The organism is Pontibacter aydingkolensis (genome assembly GCF_019443125.1).
Lineage (GTDB): Bacteria > Bacteroidota > Bacteroidia > Cytophagales > Hymenobacteraceae > Pontibacter > Pontibacter aydingkolensis.
The window spans coordinates 109,679-126,030 of record NZ_JAHYXK010000012.1 but is presented as its reverse complement, the minus strand read 5'-3'; the positions used below and the strand labels follow the sequence as shown (position 1 = coordinate 126,030).

5 protein-coding genes are annotated in these 16,352 nt (G+C 45.8%); 1 reads left to right on the top strand and 4 read right to left on the bottom strand.

What is annotated here, in order from left to right; translation table 11 throughout:
* Window positions 1-374 (top strand): hypothetical protein (locus K0O23_RS14385; RefSeq protein WP_219878132.1); only part of this gene is annotated, 374 nt, incomplete at its 5' end.
* Between the two features lie 373 nt (window positions 375-747).
* Here the strand turns inward: K0O23_RS14385 and K0O23_RS14380 are convergent.
* The 4 genes from K0O23_RS14380 to K0O23_RS14365 all read right to left on the bottom strand — a co-directional run bounded on the left by K0O23_RS14380 (window position 748) and on the right by K0O23_RS14365 (window position 16,310).
* Complete coding sequence (locus tag K0O23_RS14380; protein WP_219878131.1) at window positions 748-2,034, bottom strand: adenylosuccinate synthase; 1,287 nt, start codon at window positions 2,032-2,034, stop codon at window positions 748-750.
* A 279-nt stretch (window positions 2,035-2,313) separates the two neighbouring features.
* Window positions 2,314-4,020: an Ig-like domain-containing protein gene (locus tag K0O23_RS14375; RefSeq protein WP_219878130.1), complete on the bottom strand. Its 1,707-nt coding sequence runs from the start codon at window positions 4,018-4,020 to the stop codon at window positions 2,314-2,316.
* 51 nt (window positions 4,021-4,071) lie between these two features.
* Window positions 4,072-12,312 (bottom strand): PKD domain-containing protein, encoded by an 8,241-nt coding sequence (locus K0O23_RS14370; RefSeq protein WP_219878129.1) that lies wholly within the window; start codon window positions 12,310-12,312, stop codon window positions 4,072-4,074.
* 92 nt (window positions 12,313-12,404) lie between these two features.
* Entirely contained in the window at window positions 12,405-16,310 is a 3,906-nt protein-coding gene (locus tag K0O23_RS14365; RefSeq protein ID WP_219878128.1) for a FlgD immunoglobulin-like domain containing protein, read from the bottom strand.
* Window positions 16,311-16,352: the final 42 nt, after the last annotated feature.

Sequence of the window (16,352 nt, the reverse complement as noted above, 5' to 3'; positions counted from 1 at the left end):
TTCCCTTTAAAGAGCCGCTTGCTCTTTTGCGGGGTGCAAAGGTCGGAAAACTTTTCCGAATCCGCAACAATTATTTTCAGGGAATTTCCTCTCTTTTCTTTCCTTCCTCTTCAGGCTGCCCCTCCCAGAAGGGCTTCTCTTTTGAAGCGGGCTGCAAAGGTAAGAAACATTTCTTATTTCATTGCAAGCTTTTTCAAGAAAGTTTTTTAAAGTTTTCAGAAGTCATTCTGTTTCCCTTTCCCCATCCGAGCTACCCTCAGAACCGGGTTGCAAAGGTAAGAACTCTTTTCGAATCCGCAACACCCGGGGTGAAAAAATTTCAAGGTTTTTTTGGAAGCGATCTGCCTTCTCAGCAGCTACAAGGGCCTTTTTAAACTCCCTTTCCCTCCTCTAACTCCCCTGTTCCTGCCGAACCGGGATGCAAAAGTAGAAAAGAGTTTCGACTTTGCAAGGGCCGGGGTTAAAAAAAGTTTATACTTTTACTTAAGCTGCTGATTCTGAAGTAGAATATTTTTAAGACTTTTTTCCTTTACTTTTTAATGCTCTCTGGGGGCTGCTCCGCCTGGCCGCTGCCTCTAGCTTTTCCACTCCCGCAGCGGGTTCCACTCCCGCAGCGGGAAGGATAACCCCGCCACCTGCCCTTTAGTTCACTGCTCAGGCAGGTATTTCATCTAACCTGTCAACTGCTTCTAAAAACAAAGCGTCCGGTCTTTTGAACCGGACGCTTTGTATGATTTTGAATTGTATCTAGCCTACATTCACAGCATCTCTCTTTAGTGTGCTTTTCCTGTCGGGTCCTACTGATACTATAGTTATGGGCACCTGCAGATGCTCCTCTATAAAAGCTAAGTAGTTTTTGAATGCCTCTGGTAACTGGTCAACTGAATCAATTTGATTTAAATCAACCTTCCAGCCTGGCAGATCAGTAAATATCGGCTCTACATTACCCTCTTCTAAGGAGTGCGGCACTTTATCTGTTATCTCTCCGGAAGGAAGCTTATAATGTGTACATATACTTATAGTGTTAAACTCTGTAAGCACATCCGCTTTCATCATGTTTAGTTGCGTCACGCCATTAAGCATAATAGAATACTTCAGGCTTGGTAGGTCTACCCATCCACAACGGCGTGGTCGGCCTGTTGTAGATCCGAACTCTCTACCGGCTTGTCTTATCTCCTCTCCTACTTCGTCAAGTAACTCAGTCGGGAATGGTCCACTACCCACGCGGGTGCAGTATGCTTTAAAGATTCCGTATACTTCTCCTATATGTTTAGGAGCAACACCTAATCCGGTACAGGCACCAGCCACTAATGTAGTTGATGAGGTAACAAAAGGGTATGTACCAAAGTCAACATCAAGCAATGAACCCTGAGCTCCTTCAGCAAGAATACGCTGGCCGCTCTGTAATGCTTCATTGATCATATATTCACTGTCAACCAGGTTTAAGGTACGCAGGTATGCAACAGCTTCAAAGAAAGTTTGCTCCTGATCTCCTAGTTCCAGTTGTTGTCCATAGAATTCCACTGTCTTTTTGTGGCGTTCTACCAGCCTGTTATATCTTTCCTGAAAGTCATCTGCCAGTATATCGCCCACTCGTAATCCAACGCGGCCTATTTTATCCTGATAAGTTGGGCCTATGCCTTTTAAAGTAGATCCAATTTTACCACTCCCCAACGCTTCTTCTGATACTCTGTCCAGCACTTTGTGAGACGGGAGTATAAGCGATGCTTTCTTTGAGATGTACAAGTTCTTGGCAGCATCAACACCTCTGTCAGTCAACTTCTGCATCTCGGCACGGAATACAATAGGATCCAGCACCACGCCATTACCGATGATATTTTTGATATGTGGATGGAAAATACCGGAAGGAATCTGGTGCAGCACGTGCTTTGTACCTTCAAATTCTAATGTATGACCTGCATTTGGTCCGCCCTGGAAACGGGCAACTATGTCATAGGTTGGTGCCAGTACGTCGACGATCTTTCCTTTTCCTTCATCGCCCCACTGCAGACCTATTAATATATCAACTGCCATTATGGTTTTAGTAAATTGATTCCTTTAAGAATTGAGCTGCAAAGTTATCGTTTGATCACTACCAAAACGACACACATGGCTTAGCTTCCTTCTAAAGAACTCAGCAAGTTAGTCTGACAAAATTCTTTATACTTTCAAAAGTAATGAATTTATTACTCCATTCTATAACATCTTAAGAAATTATCGAACCGCACGAACTATCGTTCAACGTCAGTAACCACACATACAGATTCAAAACAGCAGCAAAATAAGAAAGTAATAATAGCCAGACCACAACGCTTAAATCGCAACAGCAAATCGCACTATCTTTTTCGTATTTGCTGTTCTGATCGACATAAAATACATATCGGGGCTTAGGTGGTACAACTCCAACCGCTCTCGCCCGGTAAAGCTTCTGAAGCTTTTAGAAAAAACTTTCTTACCTACTGTATTATAAACTTCAATTTCTAGTGCCTCATCTAAAGTAGGCCCAGATATTGTCGCCGTTCCAAAGCTTGGATTAGGATATACCACATAGTCTGAGTAAAAAGATGCGACAAAAATATCAGAATCTACTGAAGCACATGCACTATCAAGCACCTTAACCTTATAAAAGCCCGGCTCATCGATCTTAATACGGTTCGTTGTAGAAGTAAACACTTTTCCATTGCCTACCCATTCATATTCGGAGCCGATCAAATCAACTTCCAGTATGTCTGCATTTATCTGCTTGATTTCAGGTTTATGTTCTAGGTCTATAACTCTAACTTTTTTAGAAGCTTCTCCTATACTCCCGTTAAGACATGTGAAAGTATATTTTATAGTATAAATACCCGCACCTACAGATGACGGATCAAAAAGGCCAGCATCATTCATACCTGTTCCGGACCAGATACCTCCTGCGGGCGAGACACCCTTAGGGATGAAGGGGGCATCTGTAATACATGTCTCCTCGTCAGGACCTGCTGTAATTGAATTTAAATCATAGATCTGTGCTTCTACTGGCACCCTTTCACTTTCGCAGCCTAAACTGTTTACAGCTGATACATAAAATGTGGAGGTAGTATGGATGATTCTGGTAATGTAAGTTGCACCTTTTTGGTCGTGTATGGCCCGGTTGCTGTTCGCATCTGTATACCAACGGTAGCTTCCTCCAACTGGAGCCCCACTAGCTGATAATGTTAGCACTCCCGGACCACAGCTGCTGCTTCCTGTTACGACAGGGGCCGCAGGCACAAAACTAATTGCTAAGTCGCTTCCATTGTCACTGCCAGCTACTAAAGGTGCCGAGGAACTAACTCTTATTCTATAGCCAGCCCCCTCTCCCATATCTGCAGGCAAGCTTACCTGGATCGGACTAACTCCTCCGCTTCCGATGGTTGTTGCATTAGCAAAAGATCCTCTACTATCAGAGAGCTCAACAGAGAAAATATTTCCGTCAGGAAAATCACCCTGGGATGTATATGCTACACTAATACTACTACCAGCACAAAAAGCACTGGCATCCATAGAACTGGTTTTGATGGCATATACTGGCACCTGCACTTTACCACTCGCTAGCTTTAGATCTGCCTCCTCAAAACTCTTATTAGAAAACTCTAGCCTGGTCGGACTATTAACAAAATTAATACTACTACTTGCGCCGTAGGTGCCTGTAATCTTAAAGCGAATTGCAAACAAAATAGCATCATCCGGTAAAGACTGTCCGCTTAGAGAGACATCATCCCAGGAAAATAGTATGATCCCACTGGCGGCCTTAGCTGTGTTAAAACTTGAGGCATCTAAACCGCTTAACCCGTGCTGTTCTATACTTACCAGCTCTACAACCTTAGGATCAAAGGCAACAGTACCCTGTCCCGTGATCACATTATCAAACCCCTTCACACGCACAGGCAGCAGCACCTCAGTACCAGGAAGGCCTGCTACAGAGTCTGCAGAAAGCAGTACCTCTGTAGCCTGACCAAAAGTATGCGATGCAGCTGCCGTTAGGAAGCCTACTAAAAGCACAGTTATTAACAAGATCTGCCTCATCATCTATTCTCCTCTTTCAGCTTCTTTTTATTTGGCAAGTATGATCTGTACAGCGTTTGTATACTTACCTGCCTGCATGCGGCAATAGTAAGTTCCTTTGCTTAACCTGTTGCCTTTTCCGTCATCTCCTTTCCAGACAACAGTATGCTCACCGGCAGCATATTTACCACTGATCTGCTTCACAACCTGTCCTAGAGCATTGTAAATTGTGAACTGTACTTCCTGCTCTTCAGCTAGCTCAAAGTGAAGGGTTGTCTGGCTGTTGAATGGATTAGGGTAATTCTGGAATAAAGCGTAAGTAGGTGCCTTAACTTTTACTACTGCATGCTGCGACTGCACATTCAGTTGCGCCAGGCTACCAGTGTAAGCCACACTTTTGGTAAGAGCTGAGCCTATCTCCACTTTACTCTCCGCTCCGTTCTCTCCGACTACTTTAAATCGAACATAGAAGACTTTAGTACCATCTGTCAGACTTAAGCTTCTGCCGTTCGGCTCGGCCCACACTGTTGTTAACTTACCTTTGCCGATGCTATGGGTTCCGTAAACACTCTCCACTCCGGCATGCTCCACCCTGGAGAACTCCAGCACTTTCGGGTCCCATGATAGTGTGAACTGATAACCACACACATCACTGAAGTTCTGAACCGAAACAGGTACCACTATTTCTGTACCCGGCGCTGTCAGTTGATCTTCCATGTTAAAGGCCACTTCACCAGCCACCTTCAATCGGGCAGTAGAGGCATCCCAGCTGTCATTTACATCCCCTAGTTTTACACCTATAAAGTTCTGACTACTTAAACCAGCAGCTTTGCTATACACTCTTGTGCTGTCGTAAGGGAAAGGCATGGTAGGATCTGCAAAGGAGTAATCGCTCTTCACAAAGGCCCACATTCTTTCTTTAGGGAAGCTGGTAATGTTGTAAAGGATGAGCGCACGTATCAGGGCAACATCCAGGGTAGTAACAGAGCCTGAATTGTTAACATCTGCCGCAATAATCTTATAAGGCGATGCCAGTGACTGCATACCCAAAATGTGGCGCTGTATCTGCACCAGGTCTAGGGTAGTTATACCGTTGGTCACATCAACTTCAGTGCGTCTGGTAGGCGCCAAAGTATAACTGGCGCCCTCTGTAAGATCAAAGCTAAACGCACCTGAGGCTCCTGTTGTAATTGACTTACTGTTGGCCCCACCTGTTGCTCTTACAGTTACGTTGGTAAGCGATGTACCCAACTGAGATTTAACAGTACCAGCAACAGTAACCTCACTTGCTATGATAGCAGCACCAACTTTGGTAGTAACAGGAATGGCTGTAAAGCTATTGTTTGTCACCTCTATCTTAACTGGAGTATTTGTAACAGTTACAGCAGTACTCGAACCAGCTGCTCCAACCAATTTGAGCCTTAAAGCAAAAATAACCGCATCATCAGAAAGTATAACTGGCGTAGAGCTCGCTTCATGCCATGAGAAGGTCAATTGCCCGTTAGTCACATTAGTTTGACCAAAGCTTGCGCTGCTCATACCTTCCAAGCCGAAAGACTCCACGCCTACAAATGTGGCAATGCTGCTGTTCCAGTTTATACTTCCCTGCATGGAAAGGATATTTTTGAAGTCTTTTACTCGTACTGGTACCAGTACTTCTGCATTAGAGCTTCCGCTAACAGAATCTACAGCGATGGTTAGCGCATTAGCTTCGCCAACAGTTACTGTAACAGTTGCCGCTGCACTTGTACAGCCATTTACCGTAGCTGTAACAGAATAAGTACCCGCCATTGCTGCTGTAGCATTTGCTCTGGTTGGATTTTGCTCGGTAGAAGTAAAACCTAATGGCCCTGTCCAGCTGTACGTTGCACCGCTGATGCTGCCGGCTGTAAGGTTAAGGGTTTCTCCTACTTGTGGCGTGTTTGCTGATACTGTAGGGGCGGTTACTGTTGTTATACTTACAGCCTTAGTACTCGCGCTGCTTGTGCCACAGTAATTGGTTGCGGTCACTGTAATGTTGCCACCTGTACTTCCGACTGTTACTTTTATACTAGTTGTGCCTTCCCCAGATGTAATTCCCCATCCGTTCGGCACAGTCCACTCATAAGAAGTAGCGCCACTTACGGCCGTGATTGTATAGGTAACTTCAGAGCCGTTACAAATGCTAGTAACACCTGTAATAGCACCTGGTGCTGCAGGCTTGTTCTGTACAGACAGGTTCGCACCATTATCACCACTTATAATAGCTGGACTTGCAGATATAACTCTTACTCTATAGCCATTGCCAAGTGTAGTACCTGCAGGTATAGTTGCTGAAATGGTGCCGGATGCTGTACCGCTCATCGTGCCAATATTAACCGGCGAAGCAAAGCTACCAGAGGCATTAGACAGCTGTGCTGTGAATGAGTTGCCTGAAGTATAAGTACCAGTTACTGTAAATGGTATATTGATAGAACCTCCCGCACAGTAGGTAGCGCCATTTGGCAATGTAGAAATAGTAATAGTATTATCTAACACTGTGAAGACTTCTTTGCTTACAACGGTACCAGTAGATGTAGTTACACTTATGGGGCCAGTACAACAACCTGGTGCAGCAACAACAATTGTTTCATCATCAACTATTTTAAAACCATTAGCACTTGCATTGCGGAATTGAACTCGGGTAGCTCCAGTAAAACCACTTCCTTTTATTGTTACACTTGTACCCTCTATTCCATTTATAGGACTAAAACTGGCAATTACAGTAGGTTGATCGATAACAACATCAATTATAGCTGAAATCCTGCAACCATCTACTGTAGCCGTTACAGTATAAGCACCCGCTGCTTTGCTGGTAACATTTGCTATAAACGGATTCTGAGAAGTTGATGTAAAACTATTCGGACCGGTCCAGCTATAAGTAGCGCCTGTAATGGTAGAAGCTGACAGGTTTAGCGTTTCTCCTATTTTTACAGGGCTGTTGCTGCTGGCTGTTAATGTTCCCGTTACTGAAGTTACTTCTACTGTTTTGGTAACTTTGTTTGTACAACCTCCCGCATCAGAATAAATATACTCAACATTATGGGTGCCCACTCCTGCTGTGGCCGGTGTGAACACGCCATCCTTGTTCATGCCGTTACCTACCCAAACACCACCAGCCGGCGAAGCAGTTAACGTAACCGCAGCCGCACTAGAGCAAATAGTTGCCGGCAGACCCGAGAAAGAAACAGTTGGCAATGCCTTCACCTGTATAGTGTTGGTAGCAGTACTGATACAGCCGTTCTCGTTTGTATAAGTATAAATTATGGTGTGTGTGCCAATACCAGCCGTCGTAGCGTTAAACATACCATCTACCACACCTTTACCTGAATAAATACCTCCTTTTGGCAAGCCTCCTGTTAAATTAAAGGCCGGGGCCTCTGCACAAACAGGATTGAAAGTTGCAAATGTAACAGCAGGTAGTTCATTCACTACCACATTCTTGAAGTATACATTGCTACAGCCTGAGTTATTGCTTGCAGTAAGTTGAACTTTATAGGTTCCTGCTTTGCTGTATGTTTTGGTTGGATGCTGCTCTGTAGAACTTGTGCCATCGCCGAAATCCCACAGGTAGGTGATGGTGCCAGCGCTTACCGTACTTTCATTTTTGAAGGTAAGTGGTGCACCGGCACATGAGTTAGCCGCAGAGAACTTGGCTTCTGGAGTAGTTGTAATAGTTACTTCACGTGTAACTGAACCGTAGCAACCTTCCTCTGAGTAAGCACGCAGCGTAACTGTATAGGTACCTGACTTAGCAAAAATGTGCTTCGGATTCTGCTCATGCGCCATCTCTCCGTCACCAAAATCCCATTCGTAGCGTGCAATCTTACCAGGGTTCACACTTGCATTTCCCTGGAAGGAAACCGCCACACCAGCGCATTCTGCCTTGAAGTTGAAGCTGGCGTTCGGTCTTGGCTTCTTGAAGCGGGCCACATACAGGGTATCGTTGTTCACGTTATCATCTTGAATGCCCACCAGCCATACTTTAAAATCATAGCGCCCGTCCTGAAGCAGGTTCTGCACCTGCTGGAAAGTATGGGCGATGTCTGTATTGATCTGGCCTTTTATAGTCTCAGTATAGATCGTGCCCTTGTTTACCTGATAGGCGATCTTCAGGTCTGTAAAAGGAATATCACCGAACTGCGCAATGTTAGCCGTTACTGCTTCTGTTGCTGTCTGGTCGCAATCCAAAGTTGGGCTGATCAAACGGGTAATACCAAAGTCTACCATAAACTCGTCTGCTCCAATATCCGGGGCTGAGCTGTTTCTGATCTCTCCGTCTATGTCCAACACTACGCCTGCAACTGGTATACCGGCACCGTTTAGTGCTCGTTGGTATGCTCGGAGCTCCGTTGTTGACTTGAAGAAGGGGTTGACTGATTTGGAGTTGGCGTCGCCCTTCACCGCCTGCCCCCAGGCTGAGAGAGACGTGTAATCGGTGCCTGTATACTTCCCTAGTCTGCCGCCCGAGGAGTGGTAGTTGTTGTAGTCGATGTCGTTTGTGCCCGAAGGCGCCGCCTCAAACACGGCTGCGTAGCCCCCGCCTGAGTTTGAGAAGATGTTGTTCTTCACCGTCAGGTTACTGTTGCCGGTTGCCGAGTGGAAGGCGCGCGCCTGGCTCAGATCCGTGCCCGTGGTGTGCACGCTGTTGAAGACCAGCCTCACGTCTGAGCTGTTGCTCAAGGAGATGCCGTAGGTGGTTCCCTGCCCCTGGGTCTGAATAAAGTTATTGGCCACCAAAGTTCCGTTCAATGAGATTAGCCCCATGCCCATGGAGTTGGTAACACCGGTTATAGTGTTGCCGCTCACCTCGGCTACGCGATTGGTGACATACATTCCCGTACCGGTCTGAGATGAGGCTGTGATAATATTGCCCGAGATCACGTTGCCCGGCATATTAGAGACATAGCCCGTGCCGGTATAATAAGTATTGTTGTCAAAGGTTAGCCTGGCTCCTATCTTATTGCCTGTTACGCTGCTGTTGCTAAGCCCACTGGCTAAAGTAATCTGCCCCGTAGTCTGGTTGGAGTCGATAATCAAGTTGTCGATGCCCCCGTAGTAGCCATTGGCCTCTATGGCGTTTGAGTAAAAACTGTAGCTGTCTATCGTGTTACCCGTAATCGTGATGTCTTTAACACGCGTATAATCCTGGTATTCGCCAGAGTTGCCAATGCTTATCTTGGCTTGGCTTAGGTTGCTTTGGGAGATTCTTATATTGCCTGAGGCGGCAATATTTATTCCGCTTTGAGAATAAGTAGTTTCAAAATGGCAGTTCTCAAAGCCCACATACTGACTCCCTTTCTCGATCTTAACCAAGTATCTGCCCTCCATTCTTCTAAAGCCAAGCTTTCTGAAGGAGAGATGCTGCCCCCCGTTAATAAGCAAGGTGTAATCTAACACGCTGTTCATAGTATAATTTAGAACTGCCTTGGTGCTGTCCCCGCTCTCAGACTCGAAAACGATACGATTCGCCGCCGAGGCTCCCGTCACCTTGCCGATCACGATCTGCTCACTGTAGGTGCCGTTCCTGACCCTGAAAGTCACAGGGCCCACAATCCCGGCGTTGTTGAGCACCGTCACAGCCTCCGTGAAGGTCTTGAAATCTGGAGACGTGCCGCCGATTGTGTAGACGCCGGAAAGTGCTGCAACAAGATTCTTCACCGAAGCCGTGTCATTGTAACGGTTCGGATCCGGTTGACTGTTAGGATTGCTTGTCCAGGCTTTGATGTTGAAGATCGGGGCACCCGTAAAGGTGTATGTCTTCAGCGTAACCTCCTCCTCCGCGCCGTTTGCCAAGCTCCCGCTCCAGTTGTAGGGTGCCTGCTCCACACCGTTCACCGTCCACTGAACGGACACAGAAGAAAGGAGGCTTAGGCCTTGGTTACGTAGAAGCACTTTCACGGGAGCTGAAGTGCCGGTGAGCGGACTTGTCGGGGAAACAAAGGCATCCAAGCCTGCGTCAACCGCTGCAGGCGTATATTCCTTGGCGCCGATGTCCGGCTTGCTCGTATTTCGCGTGGTACCGTTAATGTCCTTAGCGATACCGTTAACAGGTATGCCTGCATTGTTTAGTACTATATGATTTACACTCGGACCTGTTGTTGACTTGAAGAAGGGGTTGACTGATTTGGAGTTGGCGTCGCCCTTCACCGCCTGCCCCCAGGCTGAGAGAGACGTGTAATCGGTGCCTGTATACTTCCCTAGTCTGCCGCCCGAGGAGTGGTAGTTGTTGTAGTCGATGTCGTTTGTGCCCGAAGGCGCCGCCTCAAACACGGCTGCGTAGCCCCCGCCTGAGTTTGAGAAGATGTTGTTCTTCACCGTCAGGTTACTGTTGCCGGTTGCCGAGTGGAAGGCGCGCGCCTGGCTCAGATCCGTGCCCGTGGTGTGCACGCTGTTGAAGACCAGCCTCACGTCTGAGCTGTTGCTCAAGGAGATGCCGTAGGTGGTTCCCTGCCCCTGGGTCTGAATAAAGTTATTGGCCACCAAAGTTCCGTTCAATGAGATTAGCCCCATGCCCATGGAGTTGGTAACACCGGTTATAGTGTTGCCGCTCACCTCGGCTACGCGATTGGTGACATACATTCCCGTACCGGTCTGAGATGAGGCTGTGATAATATTGCCCGAGATCACGTTGCCCGGCATATTAGAGACATAGCCCGTGCCGGTATAATAAGTATTGTTGTCAAAGGTTAGCCTGGCTCCTATCTTATTGCCTGTTACGCTGCTGTTGCTAAGCCCACTGGCTAAAGTAATCTGCCCCGTAGTCTGGTTGGAGTCGATAATCAAGTTGTCGATGCCCCCGTAGTAGCCATTGGCCTCTATGGCGTTTGAGTAAAAACTGTAGCTGTCTATCGTGTTACCCGTAATCGTGATGTCTTTAACACGCGTATAATCCTGGTATTCGCCAGAGTTGCCAATGCTTATCTTGGCTTGGCTTAGGTTGCTTTGGGAGATTCTTATATTGCCTGAGGCGGCAATATTTATTCCGCTTTGAGAATAAGTAGTTTCAAAATGGCAGTTCTCAAAGCCCACATACTGACTCCCTTTCTCGATCTTAACCAAGTATCTGCCCTCCATTCTTCTAAAGCCAAGCTTTCTGAAGGAGAGATGCTGCCCCCCGTTAATAAGCAAGGTGTAATCTAACACGCTGTTCATAGTATAATTTAGAACTGCCTTGGTGCTGTCCCCGCTCTCAGACTCGAAAACGATACGATTCGCCGCCGAGGCTCCCGTCACCTTGCCGATCACGATCTGCTCACTGTAGGTGCCGTTCCTGACCCTGAAAGTCACAGGGCCCACAATCCCGGCGTTGTTGAGCACCGTCACAGCCTCCGTGAAGGTCTTGAAATCTGGAGACGTGCCGCCGATTGTGTAGACGCCGGAAAGGCTGCTATACAAAGTCGCATACGAGGTATCATTCAGCGCATTCAAATCTGGCTGCCCATTCGGGTTCTCCTGCCAAATCTTAAACTGATACTGCTTGCCCTGCTGGAAAGTAAAATTGCCTAGACTAATATTCTCTTCTGTCGCTCCAATAGCCAAAGAACCTGTCCAGTTTTTAGAAGGCTGCACTACTCCGTTAACTGTCCATTTTATCGTTGTCTTCTTTAATGCATCAATACCGAAGTTTGCTAAGGTTACTTTGATTGCCTGACTTCCGGAGTTGAAAGGCATCTCCGGTGAGTTAAGCTTCACCATACCTCCATCGCGTGAGAGTGGCGAGTAAATCCGGATGTTATCTATAGCCCAGAAATAAGAAGCATCACCCTGCCAGCGGAAACGGACCTTCGCGTTAGTAACACCGCCTACTTTAGAAGAAAGATTATAAAGCTTGCTTTCCGGAAGTGCCGTACTATCGGTGAAAGTAGCAATAATGCTCCAGCTGCTGCCGTTGTATACTTCTAAAGTCCCTTTACCATTTTTACCTCCAGAGAAGAAGTGGTCAAAGGTGATCAAAGTATTGTTACTGATAGAAGCATCAAAGAACTTCGACTCTAGGATCACATTCTCGGCACCGTCTGCTTTAGAGTAGTTGTCGCTGTCGAAAATGGCAAACTTGCCCGTGAATGGGTAAGGCAGGTTGCGGTTACCAATGTTATCGAAGCGCCACTTATCTGTAGCCACTCCGGTAACGGTTGTGTTTGCCCAGCCAGTTGGAGGAGTAGCCTCTGAGGCTGAGGAGAAGTCTTCGTTCAGGATATAGGTTTGGCTAAATGCAGAGCCGCAGCCTAAGAAAACAAAGAGAAATAGCAGCAAGTAAATCTGTTTCATGCTTTTGCTTTAGGGTGATTATGGGTATTGGTAGAATAACAGATAAAGAAGAGTAGCCACAGTATTTCCCGCGGCTACCCTTATAAATGCTCTTATTGAATAATGGCTTGTTTGGCCTCTGTAAACCTGCCGGCCTCCATGCGATAGAAGTAAGCGCCCCTGTTGAGCCTTTGTCCCTGCTGGTTTTTTCCGTCCCAAAGAAGTTCGTGCTCCCCGGCCTCATAGGTACACTTGAAGGTTTTTACCACTTGGCCCAGAGAGTTGTAGATGCTGATGCTCACCTCATCCTGCTCTGGAATGCTGAAACGGATGCTTGTTCCGTTCTGCGAGAATGGGTTTGGATAGTTCTGGAACAGAGAATAAGCAGGTGCTTTTACTTTAACCACAGCATGCTCAGACCGGACATTGAGCTGTTCTAGTTCATCGGTGTAGGCCACGCTCCTAGTAAGCGCCGAGCCTATTTCCACCTTACTTTCCGCTTTGCTCCCTCCTACTATCCTGAACCTTACCTTGAATGCTTCTGCACCGTTAGGTAAGCTCAGGCTCCCGCCATTCGGCTCCGCCCATACAGTTGTTAATTTCCCCTGTTTAATACTCTGCATGCCGTAGTTAGCTTCCAACTCGGAATGTTCTACTCTGGAAAACTCTAGCACCTCCGGGTCCCAACTCAGGGTGAACTGATACCCACTCACGTTCTTGAAGTCGCTTACTGTTACCGGTACAACTACTTCTGTGCCGGGTTTAACTTGCTGATCCTGCAGGTTAAAGTACAGATTTCCGGCAGAAGCTATTCTGGCTACCGATGCATCCCAGGAGTCGTTCACATCTCCGAGCTTAATACCGATGAAGTCCTGATCACTCAGCTCCGAAACCTTGCTATAAGTGCGGGTGCTGTCGAAAGGGAAAGGGTTGGTTGGATCAGTGAATAAGAAATCGCTCTTTACGAAAGCCCAGTTTCTATTGCCTGGGAAGCTGGTACTGTTGTGCAGGATAAGCGAGCGAATAAGCGCAATATCCAAAGTGGTAACTGAGCCGGAGTTATTTACATCAGCCGCTATAATTTTGTAAGGTGTTGCAAGCGGTTTCACTCCTAGAATATGGCGCTGAATCTGTACTATATCCAAGGTGGTGATGCCGTTTGTCGCGTCTATCTCTCCTCTGCTCGCCGGAGCTAGGCTATAGGCACCTGTTTCGGTAGGAGTAAAAGAGAAACTACCAATAGAAGAAGTTGTAAGGGTTTGTTTGTCATTACTACCCTTCAACTTCACCCTAGAGTTGTTTATTGGAGTACCTCTTGGGGAGTTGATTGTACCAGATAGAGTAACTGTGGGAGCCATGGCAGACACATATTTCAATACCCAGTAATCTGTTCCACCTTTAGATGGCTCTGACTTATCTCCGCTGACTTCTGAGCTAGAGGTTCCCCCTAGTAGAAAGCCTCCGTCTGCAGTCGTTGCAATAGAAGGTAAATCATCGTTCCCTTTCCCTCCAATGGTTTTATCCCAAACGATATTTCCGTCACTATCAATCTTGACGACCCAGTAATCTATTCCACCTTTAGATGGCTCTGACTTATCTCCGCTGACTTCTGAGCTAGAGGTTCCCCCCAGCAGAAAGCCTCCGTCTGCAGTTTTTGAGATGGAATATAAATAGTCATAACCGCTACTTCCAATGGTCTTATCCCAAACGATATTTCCGTCACTATCAATTTTGACAACCCAAAAATCATCCCCACCTACCGAGCTTTCAGTCTTGTCACCATCCGCCCCAGAATCTGACCATCCACCTAACAAATATTTATTATCAAGGGTAGATGAAATGGAATAAAGTACATCTATTTTACTTCCCCCAATAGTTTTATCCCATATTTTAGACCCATCATCATTTAACTTTACTACCCAATAATCAAACGTGCCTTTTGAGTTTTCAGTCTTATCCCCATCTGCCTCTGAGTTAGATTCTCCTCCTAATATAATCTTATCATCATGTGTTGTAAGAATACTAAAAAGGCGTTCATAGCCACTCCCCCCATAAGTTCTATCCCACATTTTGTTACCATTTGCGTCAATTTTTACGATCCAATAGTCATAGCTACTTCTATTATTTTCCGTTTTGTCACCGCTGACACTTGAGTTTGAGTTTCCAGCGAGCAAATACCCTCCGTCAGGGGTTTCGGCCAATGAATATAAATCATCATAACCGTCTCCTCCGAATCGTTTATCCCAAATTTTATTACCATTAGAGTCAAGCTTTACAACCCAATAGTCTGTAATGCCTCTAGAATTTTCAGTTACATCATGGCTTGCATATGAACCAGAGCTTCCTCCTAGCAAATAACCTCCATCTTTTGTTTTTATTACAGCTTGTAAATCTTCTCCATCTCGTCCACCAAAGGTCCTATCCCACTCCTTTTTGCCATCTACATCAAGCTTTACTACCCAATAATCGGTTGCTCCCTTTGAGACTTCTGATTTATTGCTACCAGCACCAGAGCCTGAACCTGCAGAGGAACTCCCTGCTAAAAGATATCCATTATCGATAGCCAAAGTAAGAGTACGAAAACTATCATAGGCACTTCCTCCAAGGCTTTTGTCCCAAATCTTAGTACCATTGTCATTAATTTTCACTACCCAATAGTCCCAGCCACTCTTAACTCCATCCACCTTATTTCCACTAGCCTCCGAGTCAGACTCTCCACCTAAAAGATATCCGCCCTCTGCTGTAGCAATCATAGATTTTAACATATCAGAACCAGTCCCTCCATAGGTCTTATCCCAAACCTTTGTGCCATCAGCAGTAATTTTCACTATCCAATAATCTGAATAACCATAGCCAGACCCACTGTTATCACCCATTGACGCAGAGCTTGACCACCCACCTAATAAGTATCCACCATCAGCTGTCACCACTATAGACTTAAGCCAGTCTTGATTTGGACCTCCATAACTCTTATCCCACATCTTCGTACCATCAGGACTGAGCTTAAGCACCCAATAGTCTTCTCCGCCTTTTAAAGCATCAGTTTTATCACCGCCTATACCAGAGTCAGTAAATCCACCTAATAATATTGCCCCATCCGGTGATATGGCCAAAGTAGGATAGTAGTCATAACCATTCCCACCATAGGTTTTATCCCATATTTTATTACCATTTGTATCAACTTTTATTATCCAATAGTCATAGCTACCTTTATTAGTTTCAGTTTTGTCACCATCAGAACTAGAGTTAGAATTGCCAGCTATTAAATAATTGCCATCTTGTGATACTGTAAGAACAGGAGAAAAATCATCTCCACTTCCTCCATAGGTTTTGTCCCAAGCCTTTGTACCGTCGGCATATAGCTTTACTATCCAATAATCCCTAAGACCTCTAGCTTCCTCTGATTTCTCTCCACTACTTCCTGAATAAGAGGAGCCGCCTAATAAAAAGCCGCCATCAGGTGTAGATATGACGGATGACAAATGATCATCTTTATCGCCCCCATAAGTTCTATCCCAAGCTTTTGTACCGTCGGCATTAAGCTTAATTACCCAATAGTCATTATAGTAATCGGAACCTTTAGGGTTTTCAGTTTTATCGCTATTAGGCTTTTTTGTAGAGTTAGAATATCCTGTGAGTAAGAAGCCTCCATCTGAGGTTGATACTGCCGAATAAAGTAAGTCTGAACTGTCTCCCCCAAAGGTTTTGTCCCAAGCCTTTGTTCCATCGGCATTGAGTTTGACCACCCAATAATCCCAACTACCTTTTGAATTTTGGCTTTTGTCGCCACCAGCATTTGCATCAGTAAAACCGCCTACTAGATAGCCGCCATCAGTAGCTAATGCAAGGGTTGTAAAGTGGTCCCATTCACCACCCCCAAAAGTTTTATCCCATTCTTTAGTTATGGGTGCTTGGGCCAGTAAAGGATTTTTTGAGATTAATATCAAAACTGTCAGCACAGTAAACTTCAATGAGTTTACCTTATTTACATAAGACAGCAGCAAGTAAATTTGTTTCATGCTTTTGCTTCAGAGAAAGAACAGATTATTAATTGCACCAAA

What these genes read in the sequence shown, in the direction of transcription:
- K0O23_RS14365 (WP_219878128.1), bottom strand. Translation starts at nt 16,310, where the DNA reads ATGAAACAAATTTACTTGCTGCTGTCTTATGTAAATAAGGTAAACTCA.
- K0O23_RS14370 (WP_219878129.1), bottom strand. Translation starts at nt 12,312, where the DNA reads ATGAAACAGATTTACTTGCTGCTATTTCTCTTTGTTTTCTTAGGCTGC.
- K0O23_RS14380 (WP_219878131.1), bottom strand. Translation starts at nt 2,034, where the DNA reads ATGGCAGTTGATATATTAATAGGTCTGCAGTGGGGCGATGAAGGAAAA.